This window comes from Mycobacterium sp. 23 (assembly GCF_048287075.1).
Classification (GTDB): domain Bacteria; phylum Actinomycetota; class Actinomycetes; order Mycobacteriales; family Mycobacteriaceae; genus Mycobacterium; species Mycobacterium gordonae_B.
The window spans coordinates 4,452,012-4,466,519 of the sequence record NZ_JBLVUX010000005.1; the positions used below are offsets into that span (position 1 = coordinate 4,452,012).

Genomic DNA, 14,508 nt, shown 5'->3' on the forward strand with positions numbered 1-14,508 from the left:
GGCGATGTCGTTCGTAAGCGCAAGACCGGAATTGCTTGAGGCGGCATCGGCGGACCTGGCGGGGATCGGATCCAACCTTGCGGCGACCAGCGCCGCGGTGGCGGCGCCGACGACCGCCGTGCCGGCACCGGGTGCCGACGGGGTGTCGGCGGCGCTATCGGCGATGTTCGGCTGGCACGGCCAGGCGTACCAGCAACTGAGCGCGCAGGCCGCGGTCTTCCATGACCAGTTCGTGCAGCTGCTGAGGTCTGGCGCGCAGTCCTACTCCACCGTGGACGCCGCCAACCAGGCGGCGTTGCAGGCCGAGACCGTAGTGAGCGGCGGCGGCACAGGCGGGCCCGTGGCGGCGGAGGCGCAGATCACCCCGGCGGTCGGCCATGCGGTGGCGGCAGACACGCCCCTGTATGCGGCACTGGCCAATAGCCCCGCGTTCGAGGGCCTGGGCGACTGGCTCCAAGCGCTCTAGGCCCCCAGCCGCTCCCGGCGCAGCAGGTCCACCTCGGGTAGCTCCAGGGGCGGCAGCTCGCCCACCACCTGGCTGAGCAGATGGTCGGCAAGCTCCGGATTGCGCGCCAGGCACGGCCCGTGCATGTACGTCGCCACCACGCTGCCCTGCACCACGCCGTCGAAACCGTCGCCGGCCCGGTTGCCCGCGCCCCTGGTGACCGCGGCCAGCGGCGACGCGGCCGGTCCCAGCACCGTCCCCCCGCGGTGGTTCTCGAAACCGGTCAAGCGCTGCGTCAAACCGGGCAGCAGCGGCTTGGACACCAGCTCGCCGATGGTCCGTTTTTCCTGCGGCGACGTCGTCGCGTCCAGCATGCCGACGCCGTCCACCCGCTCACCCGACGACGTCTCATACCAGTGGCCGAGCACCTGGACCGCGGCGCAGATCGCCAACACCGGGGCACCACGCTCTGCCGCCCGCTGCAGACCCGGGTACCGCAGCAGATGCCGGGTGGCCAATCGCTGGGCGTAGTCTTCCGCGCCGCCGAGTGTGTAGAGGTCCAGCGAGTCGGGCACCGGATCGGCCAGCGTGATGTCGACGATCTCGGCGGGGATGCCCCGCAGCAGCAACCGCTGGCGCAGCACCACGGCGTTGCCGCCGTCACCATAGGTGCCCATGACGTCGGGCAGGACGAGCCCAATCCGCACAGTTTCAGCCACGCCGCGCCAACCTCCGGTTCAGCTGCAGAAAGGCGGTGTAATTGGCGACCACCTCGACCCGCCCGGGTGGGCAGGACTCGATGGCCGCCACCGTGTCGTGCACCAGGGTGTGCTCGACGCCGGCGTACCCGAGTCGCACCGCGAGGTCGGTGCCGCGTTCGCCGGCGGCCACCACCCGGGTCTCTTCGAAGTGTTCGAAGCGCACATCCCACAACCACGACAGGTCTTCGCCGTCGGGAACCTGCCCGTTGACCGCGATCACCACGCCGTCGGCGTGCTTGTCCACCATCGACAGCGCTTCCTGCCACCCGGCCGGGTTCTTGGCCAGCAGGATCCGCGCGTCATGCGTACCGACCCGGACGGTCCGGTACCGCCCGGCGACTTCGTCGACCATGCAGACGGCCGCCACCGCCTTGCGCGGGTCGGCGCCCAGCGCGACAGCGGCCGCGACCGCTTGTGCTGCGTTGCCGCGGTTCACCGCTCCCGGCAGTGCCAGCCGCATCGGGACGGCGAGGCCCTCGGGTCCGTACAGCGTCTGCTCGTCGAACCACCACTGCGGGCTGGGCCGTTTGAAGTCGGCGCCGGTGGAGTACCAATGGCCCTGCTCGCGCACGATCACCTCACCGCTGCGCGGGCAGCTCACCGAGTCGTTCGACCAGGAGCCGCCCGCGGCCACCCACACCACGTTGGGGCAGTCGTAGGCGGCCGAGGTCATCAGCACGTCGTCACAATTGGCCACTACGACGGCATTGGGATGGCGGGCCAGGCCGGCTCGCAGGGTTCGTTCGATGACGTTGATCTCGCCGACCCGGTCCAGTTGGTCGCGCGACAGGTTGAGCAACACGACGGCGGTCGGCTCGACCGCGTCCGACACGTGCGGCACGTGCATCTCGTCGACTTCCAAAGCCGCCAATCCGGCCCGGCGATCCGCCGCCAGGGCCGCCACCAGCCCGGCGTCCATATTGGCGCCCTCCGCGTTGGTGGCCACGGCCCCCAGCGTGCCCAGGGCCGCCGCGGTCATCCGGGTGGTCGTCGACTTGCCGTTGGTGCCGGTGATGATGACGGTGCGACGGCCCACCCCGAGCTGCCGCAGGATCGACCGGTCCAGAGTCATCGCCACCAGCCCGCCGATCATGGCGCCGGCCCCGCGGCCGGTGACGCGCGACGCCCACCGCGCGCTTGCCCCGGCGGCAAGAGCCAGACGTGCGCGAGTCGTGATCATGCGTGCAGGTTAACCGCCGACACGACGCGGCAGCGACCCAGCGATGTCGGTCGGACGTGCCATTCTCATGGCATGAACCGGATGTCCTGGGGTCGCCCGGCGCGTGAGCCGGACGCGGGATGGGCCGTCATCGACGTCGAGACCTCGGGCTTTCGCCCGGGTCAGGCCAGGATCATCAGCGTCGCGGCGCTGGGCCTGGACGCCGACGGCCGCGTCGAACAGTCATTTGTGAGCTTGCTCAACCCGGGCGTGGATCCCGGTCCCACCCACGTGCACGGGCTCACCTCCGCGATGCTCGAAGATCAGCCACAGTTCACCGAGATCGTCGACGACCTGGTTGACGTGCTGCGCGGCCGCACGCTGGTGGCGCACAACGTCGCCTTCGACTACTCGTTCCTGGCCGCCGAAGCCGAGATCGCCGAGGCGGAACTACCGGTCGATTCCGTGATGTGCACGGTCGAACTGGCCCGGCGCCTGGAACTCGGCGTCGACAATCTTCGGCTGGAGACGCTGGCCGCGCACTGGGGAGTCACCCAGGAACGGCCGCACGACGCCTTCGACGACGCGATGGTGTTGACCGGAATCCTGGCTCCGGCGTTGCAACGGGCGCGGGACCGCGACATCTGGCTGCCGGTGCGGCCGGTGACCCGGCACCGCTGGCCCAACGGCCGGGTGACGCATGACGAGCTGCGGCCGTTGAAGGCGCTGGCCGCCCGGATGCCCTGCCCGTTTCTCAACCCCGGCCGCTTCGTCCGGGGCAGGCCCCTGGTCCAGGGCATGCGGGTGGCGCTGGCAGCCGAGGTGCGACGGACCCACGAGGAACTCGTCGAACGCATGCTGTACGCCGGGCTGGCCTACAGCGACGACGTCGACCGGGAGACCTCCCTGGTGGTGTGCAACGAACCCGCGCCCGAACAGGGCAAGGGCTATCACGCCCTGCAGCTGGGTGTGCCGGTGGTCTCCGACGTGCAGTTCATGGACGGTGTCGGCGCGGTGGTGGGCGGTCGCAGCATGGAGGAGTTCACGGACACCGCGATGGTCGACGAGCAGTTCGCGCTGTTCTGACGCCGGTTGCTAGGGTCCGCCGCGCCAGTGGTCGATGCGGTGGTGGTCCGGGGTGAACCCGTGGTCGACGCCCCACAGCACGGCCTGCGTGCGGCTTTCGACTCCGATCTTCCGGTAGATCGTGCGGATGTAGGACTTCACCGTGTTGGGGCTCAGGTAGGTCAGCCGCGCGACGTCGGCGTTGCTTTTGCCCTGGGTGATCAGCGCCAGGATCTCCGCCTCGCGGTCGCTGAGTCCTTCGCAGCGGCCGGGCCAGTCGAGACCGGGTGCGCTCCGGGCCCGCATCGCCACCTCACTGATCACGACGTCACCGGAATGCACGGCCTCCAGGGCGGCAACGAGTTCGCGTGCCGGCAGGGTCTTCGACAGATAGCCGTGCGCCCCGTGCTGTCGTGCACTTTCGACGAGATCGGGGTGAAAGTTCCAGGTGTACACCACAACTCGACGTGCCCGAGGGTTGGCGACCAGGTGCGCGATCTCCTCGTGATCGGATTCCGGCTGAGCGAATGAGTCGTACAGGACGATGTCCACCGTGTCCTCGAGGGGCATGGAGGCGTCGAGTTCAGCGATCACGATCCGGTCGCGGTACGGGTCGAGCATGTTGGCCACGCCCTTGACGACGACGTCGTAGTCGTCGACGAGAGCAATGGTGATCGGTGTGCCGGATGCTGGCGGCATGCCGGGGAGATTACCCCCTTAGGGGTGTATTGGTACCCCCCGTAAGGGTGGTCGACTGAATTAGTCACTGCCCCAACGTGGCTGCCCGGCATTACTTCTGATTTCGCGATCGACGTTTAGCCCCGGGACAGACGGCTATTCAACACATGTACGAGAGGAGCGCGAAATGCCCACTTGGGAAACGATTTTGATTGCGGTCTTCGCCGTAATCGCCGTCGCCTTACTGATCGGCGCGGTCGGCTACGCCATGAATCGTCGCAGGACACAGCGACTGAGACAGCACTACGGCCCTGAATACGAGCGCCTGGTGTCGGAGACCGGAGGCCAGAAAGCAGCGGAGAAGGAGCTGATCGCGCGGGAACACAAGCACGAGATGCTCGACATTGTCCCGTTGCCTCCTGCCGCGCGGTCGAATTTCACCACCCGCTGGAATCAGGTGCAGACGGCGTTCGTCGACAACCCCACCGCCGCCGTCGGCGTCGCGGATCGGCTGGTTACCGATGTGATGCGTGAAAGGGGCTATCCCGTAGACGATTTCGACCAGCGCGCGGCGGACATTTCGGTGGACCATCCGCAGATCGTCGACAACTACCGCGCCGCGCATGCTGTTCATCTTTCGCAACAGCACGGCGAGGTCAGCACCGAACAGCAGCGAGAAGCGTTCGTCCATTACCGGGCGCTGTTCGAAAAGCTTTTGGAGACAACATCACAGGAGGCAAAGAAATGACTACGCACGATCAGCGAACCGACACCAGCGGCGCATACGACGACACCCAGCGGGCTGCATACGACGACACCCAGCCGCCGCAGCAGGCACCCGCGGCGCCGGAGCCACAGTCGCCCGAGGCTGGTCACGAGACCAGCCGATCATCAACGGAGGAAACACTTTTCGGAGACGCGGACCTCGCGGATCTGCGGGCGCGCTGGGCCGGCGTACAGGCGGCCTTCGTCGACGATCCCAAAGACTGCGTGCAGAAGGCCGACGTGTTGGTCTCCGATCTGGTCGACCAGCTCACCACCGGATTCGCTCATGCGCGTTCGCGGCTGGAGGAACAGTGGTCACGCGGTGAGGAGGCGTCAACCGAAGATCTGCGTCTCGCGCTCATGCACTACCGCGAGTTCTTCGAGCGACTGCTCGCCGTCTGACCCCTCAAAGCACGGGCCCGGCCTCCCTGCCCCGGCGGGGCCGGGCCCGCCCCTGTCGCTAGCGCGACGCCCGGTTGACGGCCGACACCACGGCCCGCAGCGACGCGGTGGTGATCGACGGCGCGATGCCGACTCCCCAGACGGTCCTGCCGGCCACCGAAGCCTCCACATAGGCAGCCGCCTGCGCGTCGTCGCCGGCGCTCATCGCGTGCTCGGAGTAGTCCAGCACCGCGACGTCGAACCCGACCGTGCCCAGCGCGTCGACGAACGCGGCCAGCGGGCCGTTGCCGGTGCCGCTGATCTCGGTCTCCGTCCCGTCGATCTTCACGGTGGCGGCGATGCTGGTGGTGCCGGTGTCTTCCTCCGACGCGTCTACCCGCTGCTTGATGCGTTCCAGCGGCAGGATCGGGGCCAGGTACTCCTCGGAGAATGCCTCCCACATCTCCTTGGGCGACACCTCACCGCCCTCGCCGTCTGCCATTTTCTGGATGACCTGCGAGAACTCGATCTGCAACCGGCGCGGCAGGGCCAGTCCGTGGTCAGCCTTCATGATGTAGGCCACCCCGCCCTTGCCGGACTGGGAGTTGACCCGGATCACCGCTTCATAGGTGCGCCCGACGTCCTTGGGGTCGATCGGCAGATACGGCACCTGCCACAGCATGTCTTCGACATCGCTGTCGGCCGCATCGGCGTCGAACTTCATCTGGTCCAGACCCTTGTTGATGGCGTCCTGGTGGCTGCCGGAGAACGCGGTGTACACCAGGTCGCCGCCGTAGGGGTGACGCTCGTGGACCGGCAGCTGGTTGCAGTACTCGACCGTGCGACGGATCTCGTCGATGTTGGAGAAGTCGATCTGCGGGTCGACGCCGCGGGAGAACAGGTTGAGCCCCAGTGTGACCAGGCAGACGTTGCCGGTGCGCTCACCGTTGCCGAACAGGCAGCCCTCGATCCGGTCGGCGCCGGCCTGATAGCCCAATTCGGCCGCGGCAACCGCCGTTCCGCGGTCATTGTGCGGGTGCAGGCTCAAAATGACGGAGTCGCGGCGCGCCAGGTTGCGGCTCATCCACTCGATCGAGTCGGCATAGACGTTGGGTGTGGCCATCTCGACGGTGGCCGGCAGGTTGAAGATGATCGGGTTGTCCGGAGTCGGCTGGATCACCTCACCGACGGCGTCGCACACCTGCTTGGCGTACTCCAGTTCGGTCCCGGTGTAGGACTCCGGCGAGTACTCGAACCGCCAGCGGGTGCCCGGGTACTTCGCCGCCTCCTCGACACACTTGCGTGCGCCGGCGGTGGCGATCTCCTGCACGGCGGCCCGGTCGGCGCGAAAGACGACGCGACGCTGCAGGATCGAGGTGGAGTTGTAGAAGTGCACGATGACGTTCGCCGCGCCCTCACACGCCAGGAAGGTGCGCTCGATCAACTCGGGCCGGCACTGGGTCAGCACCTGGATGGTGACGTCGTCCGGAATGGCACCGTCGGTGATGATGTCACGGACGAAGTCGAAGTCGGTCTGGCTGGCCGAGGGGAATCCGACCTCGATCTCCTTGTAGCCCATGCGGACCAGCAGGTCGAACATGCGGCGCTTGCGCGCAGGGCTCATCGGGTCGATCAGTGCCTGGTTGCCGTCGCGCAGGTCGACCGCGCACCACAGCGGTGCGTTCTCGATGACGCGGTCGGGCCAGGTGCGGTCGGCCACCCGGATGGGCTCGACCTCGTCGGCGAACGGGCGGTACCGGTGGACCGGCATCGCGGTACCGCGTTGCGGATTCCACGCCGGCTGGCCGGGCCTGGGCGGGCCGGCGGGTTTGTGGATGGTGCGCGCTGAAACGTAAGCGTCGGGTGAATCGGGATTGGTCACGGTCGTTGCTCCAGGGATGTTTGAGAAGGAACCTCAGACCGGCGCATCGCGAACACCCGCGACGGGAAGCCGGTCTGGATCAGACCCCGTCGCGGCGTCCGAGAAGGAGCACCCGCTGCACGGTGTGAACTCTACCGCGCCCGGCCCATCGGCCAAAATGTGAGCCATGTACCCCCGCGTGCCGTTGGCCCGCCTTCGCAGCTATGTAGCGCGACTGTTCGCCGCCGGGGGAGTGGCGGTGACGCTGGGGTTCTTCGGCGTGGCCGCCTACGACTACTACTCCTACGTCGTCGGCACACCGAGGCAGGCGCAGGTCGTTTCGTGCGTCAACGAGCGGGTGGGTTTCGCGTGCGCGGTCACCTGGGACGCGGCGGGACGGTCTCACGTCGAGAAGTTGCAGGGGACGGCCGCTCACCGCCACGAACAGGGCTCGAGCATCGATATCCGCGTCCATCAGGACAAGGCGTTCGTGGTGTTCTCCGGCGTGATCTATGCCGGCTTCGGGCTCCTGTTCGCCGTGATTACCGCGGTCGGCGTCGCGAAGTTCGCCTCGGGGGAATGGTTCGACCCCTGGCTGGACCGGCGTCCGGGGTGGTTCCAGCGGTTGGTTCGATTCGCCAGGGGCCTCGAGGACGACGACGGGGCAGGGTGGTTGTGATCCTCGGCGCCGCGTAAATCAAGATGCGCCGCCACGTATTCTGTTGTGGACTTAATGCAGGCCCGTCCCAGACAGGAAAAGATTTCAGTGGCGCTCGTCGTGCAGAAGTACGGCGGATCCTCGGTGTCCGACGCCGACCGGATCCGCCGAGTTGCCGAGCGGATCGTGGAGACCAAGAAGCAGGGCAACGACGTCGTGGTCGTGGTCTCGGCGATGGGCGACACCACCGACGAACTGCTGGACCTGGCCCAACAGGTGTGCCCGGTGCCGCCGCCGCGGGAACTCGACATGCTGCTGACCGCCGGCGAGCGCATCTCCAACGCGCTGGTCGCCATGGCGATCGAATCGTTGGGCGCCCAGGCCCGGTCGTTCACCGGCTCCCAGGCCGGCGTCATCACCACCGGCACGCACGGCAACGCGAAGATCATCGAGGTGACCCCGGGCCGGCTGCAGGCCGCCCTCGACGAGGGCCGGATCGTGCTGGTCGCCGGGTTCCAAGGGGTCAGCCAGGACACCCGCGATGTCACTACCTTGGGCCGCGGCGGCTCGGACACCACCGCCGTCGCGCTGGCCTCCGCGCTGGGCGCCGACGTGTGCGAGATCTACACCGACGTCGACGGCATCTTCAGTGCCGACCCGCGCATCGTGCCCAACGCCCGCAAGCTGGACACGGTCACTTTCGAGGAAATGCTCGAGATGGCGGCCTGCGGAGCCAAGGTGTTGATGCTGCGCTGCGTCGAATACGCCCGCCGCTACAACCTTCCCGTGCACGTACGGTCCTCCTACTCGGACAAGCCGGGCACCGTCGTCGTCGGATCGATCAAGGACATAGCCATGGAAGACCCCATCCTGACCGGCGTTGCCCACGACCGCAGCGAGGCGAAGGTGACCATCGTCGGGATCCCCGACATCCCCGGATACGCCGCCAAGGTGTTCCGGGCGGTTGCCGACGCCGACGTGAACATCGACATGGTGCTGCAGAACGTGTCGAAGGTCGAGGACGGCAAGACCGACATCACCTTCACCTGTTCGCGCGACAGCGGACCGGTCGCGGTGGCCAAGCTGGACTCGCTCAAAGAAGAGATCGGCTTCCTGCAACTGCTGTATGACGACCACATCGGCAAGGTCTCGCTGATCGGCGCCGGCATGCGCAGCCACCCCGGCGTCACGGCCACCTTCTGTGAGGCGCTGGCCGCGGTCGGCGTCAACATCGAGCTGATCTCCACATCCGAGATCCGCATCTCGGTCCTCTGCCGCGACACCGAACTAGATAAGGCCGTCGTTGCGTTGCACGAAGCGTTCGGGCTCGGCGGCGACGAGGAGGCGACGGTGTACGCAGGGACGGGTCGGTAGCGATGGTTGCCGTAGGTGTTGTCGGTGCCACCGGCCAGGTGGGCCAGGTGATGCGCACGTTGCTCGACGAGCGCGACTTCCCGGCTACCAGCGTCCGGTTCTTCGCCTCGGCCCGCTCGCAGGGCCGCAAGCTGGCGTTCCGCGGCCAGGAGATCGAGGTCGAGGACGCCGAGACGGCCGATCCGACCGGGCTGGACATCGCGTTGTTCTCCGCCGGGGGAGCGATGTCGAAGGTGCAGGCGCCGCGGTTCGCCGCCGCCGGCGTGACGGTGATCGACAACTCGTCGGCGTGGCGCAAGGACCCGGACGTGCCGCTGGTGGTCTCCGAGGTCAACTTCACCCGGGACGCGCACCGGCGGCCCAAAGGCATCATCGCCAACCCGAACTGCACCACCATGGCGGCGATGCCGGTGCTCAAGGTGCTGCACGAGGAGGCGGGCCTGACCCGCTTCATCGCCTCGTCCTATCAGGCGGTGTCGGGCAGCGGCCTGGCCGGTGTCGAGGAGCTGGCGACGCAGGCACGCGCGGTCATCGACAACGCCGAGCAACTCGTGCACGACGGCAGTGCCATCGACTTTCCACCGCCCAGCAAGTACGTGGCGCCGATCGCGTTCAACGTGGTGCCGCTGGCCGGGTCGTTGGTCGACGACGGCTCGGGTGAGACGGACGAGGACCAGAAGTTGCGCTCGGAGAGCCGCAAGATTCTCGGCATTCCGGACCTGCTGGTCAGCGGTACCTGCGTGCGGGTTCCGGTGTTCACCGGCCACTCGCTGTCCATCAACGCCGAATTCGCCCGGCCGCTCTCGCCGGAGCGGGCCCGCGAGCTGTTGGCCGTTGCGCCCGGTGTGAAGCTGGTCGACGTCCCGACGCCGCTGGCCGCCGCCGGCGTCGACGAATCGTTGGTCGGCCGCATCAGGCAGGACCCGGGAGTGCCCGACGGGCGCGGCCTGGCGCTGTTCGTCTCGGGCGACAACCTGCGCAAGGGGGCGGCGCTCAACACGATCCAGATCGCCGAGCTGCTGGCCGCCGAGCTGTAGACGACGGGTGCGCTCCGCCCTGCTCGCGCGGTGCGCTCTGGTTTTGTGTTGCATTGCCTCGCAAGGCTTTTGGCCCGCGCGCGCCGACCCGCCGGCCCCGGCCCCGCAGCCGGTGCTGCAGCCGCTGGCGCCTGGTCAGGTGTTGCGGATGGGTCCGGCGGCCGGCACCGGAACGCCCACCGCCGATTACGGCATCGGCGCGACCGACCTGTGTGAGTTCGTCGAATTCCCCAGCCAGCTACTGCAGGTGTGCGGCGACAGCTTCGCCGGGCAGGGTGTGGGATACGGCGGCTGGTATGCGCCGGTGGCCTTACGGGTCGACACTGCGTCCGTCGACGACCCCGACGGCGTTCGCTACACGGGCGTGACCGGCATCAGCCGACCGTTGCTCGCCGACCCCACACCGCCCGGGGCATCGCAGCTGCCCGCCGGAGTGGTGCAGATCAACCGGCGCAACTACCTGATGGTGGCTACGACGAAAAACCTGGACCCGTTGAACTCGCGGCTGGTCCGGGTCGACCCCGCCCTGGGCGGCTGGGAGACCGTTCCCGGTTCGGTGCGCACCGCGCCCTACCAGGGCGGCCGGCAGACGCAGATCAGCGGTTACTACGACCCGATTCCCCGGCCGGACTCACCGACCGGGTGGGTGTACATCGTGGCCAACAGCTTCACGCGCCGCCAGCCGGTGGTGCTGTATCGGGCCACCCCGGAGGCGTTCACCGACCGGTCCCGCTGGCAGGGCTGGGCGGCCGGGCCGGGCGGCGGGTGGAACAAGACGCCGACACCGCTGTGGCCCGACTTGGTCGGCGAGATGAGCATCAAACAGATCGACGGCATGACAGTGCTGTCGTACTTCAATGCCACCACCGGCGATATGGAAGTCCGGGTGGCCGCCGATCCCACCGCGTTGGGTTCGGCCCCGGTGACCACGGTCGTCCAACACGACGACGAATGGCCCGATCCGCCCGAAAGTCTCCCGCCGCCGTACGACAACCGGCTCTCGCAGCCCTACGGCGGCTACATCTCACCCGGTTCCACCCTCGATGAACTGCGGATCTTCGTCAGCCAGTGGGACACCGACGCGCGCCGGGAGGCCCCTTACCGGGTGATTCAGTACGCGGTCAATCCCTTCAAGGGCTAGCGCCAGCCGGGCGGCAGGTCGGCCGCGTGGTTGGGGCACTGGTTGCGAGTTGCCGTGTACAGGACGTGCGCCGCGGCGTCAGCCGGCATCTTGGTGGAGAGCACCGCATATGCGTACTGCAGGGTCGATTCGCCGTATCCGAGATGGACGGCGGTGGCGCTGTCATCCATCAGCGCGCAGGCTTCACGCTCGTGGTTGTCGTCCGCGTGGGCGATCCCGGTGCCGCACCACGCTGCCACGCTCATTCCCGCGGCAGCTGCGAGCGTCCGGAAATGGTGTGTGGCAGGGGACTGGCGCGTGTGCAATTTCGCGGCGTACATATCGGGCTATACCCGCAGGTAGAACCCGTCAATCAGGCCGATTGTCTCCTGATTGCCTGAATGTCGAGAAGAGATTTCGTTTCAGTGACAGTGAGGACTTCGGTCCCTATCGGCTCGCCCCACTGCTTGTTCGAATGGAAGTGCAACACCTGCGAAGGGATCAGAACCATGGCGGTAACTCCGGAGACGAACGTCATCCCCCTGCAGTCTCATCACAGGTGGCGTGCCGCACGACGGCGGGCAGTCGAGGTTGACGCGGCGATCCGCCGGCATCCATCGTCGTGGCGAGACGGTGCCGTCGCGGCCAAGGCGCTGTCCAGCTTTCCGGGTTCGGCCAGGTGAGACGTGGTTTCGATGCTCACAGCTGGTACATAACCGGCGCATAGCGGTCACTACTGTTCGGCACTGATCATTCGTGGCATGAGCGAAATTTCTGACACCCCCACTGCGCGGACTTCGACCGCAGTAGCACCCCCACCGCCCGCTGAGCGGGTTGAACACCGGACACCCAAGGTCTTCAAGGCCGCGGCGTGGGTGGCCATCGTCGCCGGGATCGTCTTCATCGTCTCGGTCATCTTCTTCACCGGGTTCCGGCTGGGCCTGGCCGCCGGGCACGGCGGGGGACACCACCGGCACCACAAGCACCACCCGGCGATGATGCACCGCTCGGGATTCCCGACCAATGGTGGCCAGCAGCAGGTCGGCCCGGGCACCGGACCTGGCGGACCTGCCCAGATTCCGTCCTCGGTCAGCCCGTCCGTCACGCCTTCACCCACACCTGGTCGCTGAACGCACTCCACTGACAGCCCGGCGCTCAACCGCGAGCGCCGGGCTTCATCAATTCACGGCAACTTTGTGACCGCGCCCCTTTACGCTGCTGCTGGGCTGGACCATATTCGAAGGTATGAGTGATACACCCGAACCCACAGCCCGACCGGCTTCGGTCGACACCGCGCCGCCGCCCAGACCGGTGTACCGGGAGAAGCCGCCGCGCCTTTACGTGGTCGCCGCCTGGGTAGTGATCGTCGCGGGGATCGTATTCATCGCATCCACCCTGCTGTTCACCGCTGCCATGATCTTCGGCGGCGGACATGGCTACTACCACCGTCACCACCACCATGGCATGTTCCACCCCGACGGTCCCGGCGGATATGGCGGTCCTGGCTGGCAGTTCCGGTACCCGGGTGGCCCGCCGCCACCGGGGATGGCCCCAGGCTTCCCCGGCGGTCCGGGTGGTCCCGGCGCACCCGGTGCGAGCCCCGGTCAAACGCCTACCTCCGCACCGCCGGCGCCCAGCACCGCGCCCAGTCGTCCCTAGTTTCGCCTCGGCGCGTAGCGGGGAACCAGCGAGTGAATCGAGTTTTCCGCAGACGCTTGGTTTTTCGACTGTTCAGGTAGAGGAGATTGCGAAAAATGACGGAACGCTACACCACCACAGACGGCGGCAGCCCCGCCCCGAGCGACGAGCAGTCGCTGACCCTGGGTCCCGACGGCCCGATTCTGCTGCAGGACCACTACCTCATTGAGCAGATGGCGCAGTTCAACCGGGAACGCATCCCGGAGCGCCAACCGCATGCCAAGGGCGGCGGCGCCTTCGGCCACTTCGAGGTCACTAATGACGTCAGCAAGTACACCAGGGCAGCGGTGTTTCAGCCTGGCACCAAGACCGACACCCTGATCAGGTTCTCCACGGTGGCGGGCGAGCGGGGCAGCCCAGACACCTGGCGCGACCCGCGGGGCTTCGCGCTGAAGTTCTACACGTCGGAGGGCAACTTCGACATGGTCGGCAACAACACGCCGGTGTTCTTCATCCGCGATCCGATGAAGTTCCAGCACTTCATCCGCTCCCAAAAGCGGATGCAGGCAACCAATCTGCGCGACCACACGATGCAGTGGGACTTCTGGACTCTGGTGCCGGAATCGGCGCACCAGGTGACCTGGCTGATGGGCGACCGCGGGATCCCCAAGACCTGGCGCCACATGAACGGCTACAGCAGCCACACCTACAGCTGGATCAACGCCGCCGGCGAGATCTTCTGGGTGAAGTACCACTTCATCAGCGACCAGGGGGTCGATTACCTGACCCAGGAGGACGCCGACCGGTTGGCCGGCGAGGACGGCGACTACCACCAGCGCGATCTGTACGAAACCATCGAAGGCGGCGACTTCCCGAGTTGGACGCTCAAGATGCAGATCATGCCGTTCGAGGAGGCAAAGACATACCGCTACAACCCCTTTGACCTCACCAAGGTGTGGCCGCACGGCGACTACCCGCTGATCGACGTCGGCAAGCTGACGCTGACTCGCAACGTCACCGACTATCACACCGAAATCGAGCAGGCGGCCTTCGAACCGAACAACATCGTCCCCGGCACCGGCCTGAGCCCCGACAAGATGTTGCTCGCGCGCGGCTTCTCCTACTCCGATGCACACCGGGCCCGGCTCGGCACGAATTACAAACAGATTCCGGTCAATACGCCGAAGGTGGAGGTCAACAGCTACTCCAAAGACGGGGCCATGCGGATCAAGAACGCGACCGATCCGGTGTACGCGCCCAACTCTTTCGGCGGCCCGCACGCAGATCCGGCGCGTGCTGCCGAGGTGCGCTGGCAGGCCGACGGCGAAATGATCCGTGCGGCCTACACGTTGCGTCCCGACGATGACGACTGGAGCCAGGCCGGCACGCTGGTCCGCGAGGTTCTCGACGACGAAGCGCGGGATAGGTTGGCTCACAACATCATTGGACATGTGTCCAAGGGTGTGAAGGAGCCGGTGCTGTCCCGGGTCTTCGAGTACTGGCGCAATGTGGACCCCGATCTGGGTAAGAAGGTCGAAGAGGGGGTCCGGGCGAACCTCGGCTGAC

The 14,508-nt window shown here is 67.1% G+C and carries 17 protein-coding genes; 12 read left to right on the forward strand and 5 right to left on the reverse strand.

Going from position 1 to position 14,508, the window contains the following annotated elements; translation table 11 throughout:
* Nucleotides 1-4 precede the first annotated feature (4 nt).
* Nucleotides 5-466, forward strand: a complete 462-nt coding sequence (locus ACNQS7_RS21790; protein WP_418014168.1) for a PE family protein — start codon at nt 5-7, stop codon at nt 464-466.
* Here ACNQS7_RS21790 and ACNQS7_RS21795 read toward each other — a convergent pair.
* On the reverse strand, nt 463-1,164 hold the full coding sequence (locus tag ACNQS7_RS21795) for a type 1 glutamine amidotransferase (RefSeq protein WP_418014169.1): 702 nt from the start codon (nt 1,162-1,164) through the stop codon (nt 463-465). The genes ACNQS7_RS21790 and ACNQS7_RS21795 overlap by 4 nt on opposite strands.
* Nucleotides 1,157-2,386, reverse strand: a complete 1,230-nt coding sequence (locus ACNQS7_RS21800; RefSeq protein ID WP_418014170.1) for a MurT ligase domain-containing protein — start codon at nt 2,384-2,386, stop codon at nt 1,157-1,159. The genes ACNQS7_RS21795 and ACNQS7_RS21800 overlap by 8 nt, the downstream gene beginning before the upstream one ends.
* Nucleotides 2,387-2,458: 72 nt before the next feature.
* Between ACNQS7_RS21800 and ACNQS7_RS21805 the strand changes: the two genes are divergently transcribed.
* Nucleotides 2,459-3,451 (forward strand): DEDDh family exonuclease, encoded by a 993-nt coding sequence (locus tag ACNQS7_RS21805; protein ID WP_418014171.1) that lies wholly within the window; start codon nt 2,459-2,461, stop codon nt 3,449-3,451.
* Between the two features lie 9 nt (nt 3,452-3,460).
* Here the strand turns inward: ACNQS7_RS21805 and ACNQS7_RS21810 are convergent, their stop codons facing one another.
* Nucleotides 3,461-4,129 (reverse strand): LuxR C-terminal-related transcriptional regulator, encoded by a 669-nt coding sequence (locus tag ACNQS7_RS21810; protein ID WP_418014172.1) that lies wholly within the window; start codon nt 4,127-4,129, stop codon nt 3,461-3,463.
* Between the two features lie 166 nt (nt 4,130-4,295).
* On the opposite strand from ACNQS7_RS21810, the gene ACNQS7_RS21815 reads away from it, so the two are divergent.
* On the forward strand, nt 4,296-4,856 hold the full coding sequence (locus tag ACNQS7_RS21815; RefSeq protein WP_418014173.1) for a hypothetical protein: 561 nt from the start codon (nt 4,296-4,298) through the stop codon (nt 4,854-4,856).
* The gene (locus ACNQS7_RS21820; RefSeq protein WP_418014174.1) at nt 4,853-5,275 is read left to right on the forward strand and encodes a hypothetical protein; all 423 of its coding nucleotides are present in this window, start codon (nt 4,853-4,855) and stop codon (nt 5,273-5,275) included. Before ACNQS7_RS21815 ends, ACNQS7_RS21820 begins: the two co-directional genes overlap by 4 nt.
* A 58-nt stretch (nt 5,276-5,333) precedes the next feature.
* Here the strand turns inward: ACNQS7_RS21820 and leuA are convergent, their stop codons facing one another.
* Nucleotides 5,334-7,136 (reverse strand): 2-isopropylmalate synthase, encoded by a 1,803-nt coding sequence (gene leuA / locus ACNQS7_RS21825; protein ID WP_418014175.1) that lies wholly within the window; start codon nt 7,134-7,136, stop codon nt 5,334-5,336.
* Nucleotides 7,137-7,302: 166 nt separating this feature from the next.
* Here leuA and ACNQS7_RS21830 point away from each other — a divergent pair, with 166 nt between their 5' ends.
* The 4 genes from ACNQS7_RS21830 (at nt 7,303) to ACNQS7_RS21845 (ending at nt 11,325) form a co-directional block, all read left to right on the forward strand.
* Nucleotides 7,303-7,794, forward strand: a complete 492-nt coding sequence (locus tag ACNQS7_RS21830; protein WP_418014176.1) for a hypothetical protein — start codon at nt 7,303-7,305, stop codon at nt 7,792-7,794.
* 87 nt (nt 7,795-7,881) lie between these two features.
* Entirely contained in the window at nt 7,882-9,147 is a 1,266-nt protein-coding gene (locus ACNQS7_RS21835) for an aspartate kinase (protein WP_055580286.1), read from the forward strand.
* Between the two features lie 2 nt (nt 9,148-9,149).
* A complete protein-coding gene (locus ACNQS7_RS21840; RefSeq protein WP_418014177.1) occupies nt 9,150-10,184 on the forward strand; it encodes an aspartate-semialdehyde dehydrogenase in 1,035 nt (344 codons plus the stop codon).
* Between the two features lie 7 nt (nt 10,185-10,191).
* Nucleotides 10,192-11,325, forward strand: a complete 1,134-nt coding sequence (locus tag ACNQS7_RS21845; RefSeq protein WP_418014178.1) for a DUF4185 domain-containing protein — start codon at nt 10,192-10,194, stop codon at nt 11,323-11,325.
* On the opposite strand, the gene ACNQS7_RS21850 is transcribed toward ACNQS7_RS21845, so the two are convergent.
* The gene (locus tag ACNQS7_RS21850; RefSeq protein WP_418014179.1) at nt 11,322-11,570 is read right to left on the reverse strand and encodes a hypothetical protein; all 249 of its coding nucleotides are present in this window, start codon (nt 11,568-11,570) and stop codon (nt 11,322-11,324) included. The genes ACNQS7_RS21845 and ACNQS7_RS21850 overlap by 4 nt on opposite strands.
* Nucleotides 11,571-11,813: 243 nt before the next feature.
* Between ACNQS7_RS21850 and ACNQS7_RS21855 the strand changes: the two genes are divergently transcribed.
* The 4 genes from ACNQS7_RS21855 to ACNQS7_RS21870 all read left to right on the forward strand — a co-directional run bounded on the left by ACNQS7_RS21855 (nt 11,814) and on the right by ACNQS7_RS21870 (nt 14,507).
* Nucleotides 11,814-11,987: a hypothetical protein gene (locus tag ACNQS7_RS21855; RefSeq protein ID WP_418014180.1), complete on the forward strand. Its 174-nt coding sequence runs from the start codon at nt 11,814-11,816 to the stop codon at nt 11,985-11,987.
* Between the two features lie 69 nt (nt 11,988-12,056).
* Nucleotides 12,057-12,434 carry a hypothetical protein gene (locus ACNQS7_RS21860; RefSeq protein ID WP_418016089.1) on the forward strand — a complete coding sequence of 126 codons (378 nt, stop codon included), beginning with the start codon at nt 12,057-12,059 and terminating at the stop codon, nt 12,432-12,434.
* A 115-nt stretch (nt 12,435-12,549) separates the two neighbouring features.
* Nucleotides 12,550-12,963: a hypothetical protein gene (locus ACNQS7_RS21865; RefSeq protein ID WP_418014181.1), complete on the forward strand. Its 414-nt coding sequence runs from the start codon at nt 12,550-12,552 to the stop codon at nt 12,961-12,963.
* A gap of 95 nt (nt 12,964-13,058) precedes the next feature.
* A complete protein-coding gene (locus ACNQS7_RS21870) occupies nt 13,059-14,507 on the forward strand; it encodes a catalase (protein ID WP_055581360.1) in 1,449 nt (482 codons plus the stop codon).
* The last annotated feature ends 1 nt before the right edge of the window (nt 14,508 follow it).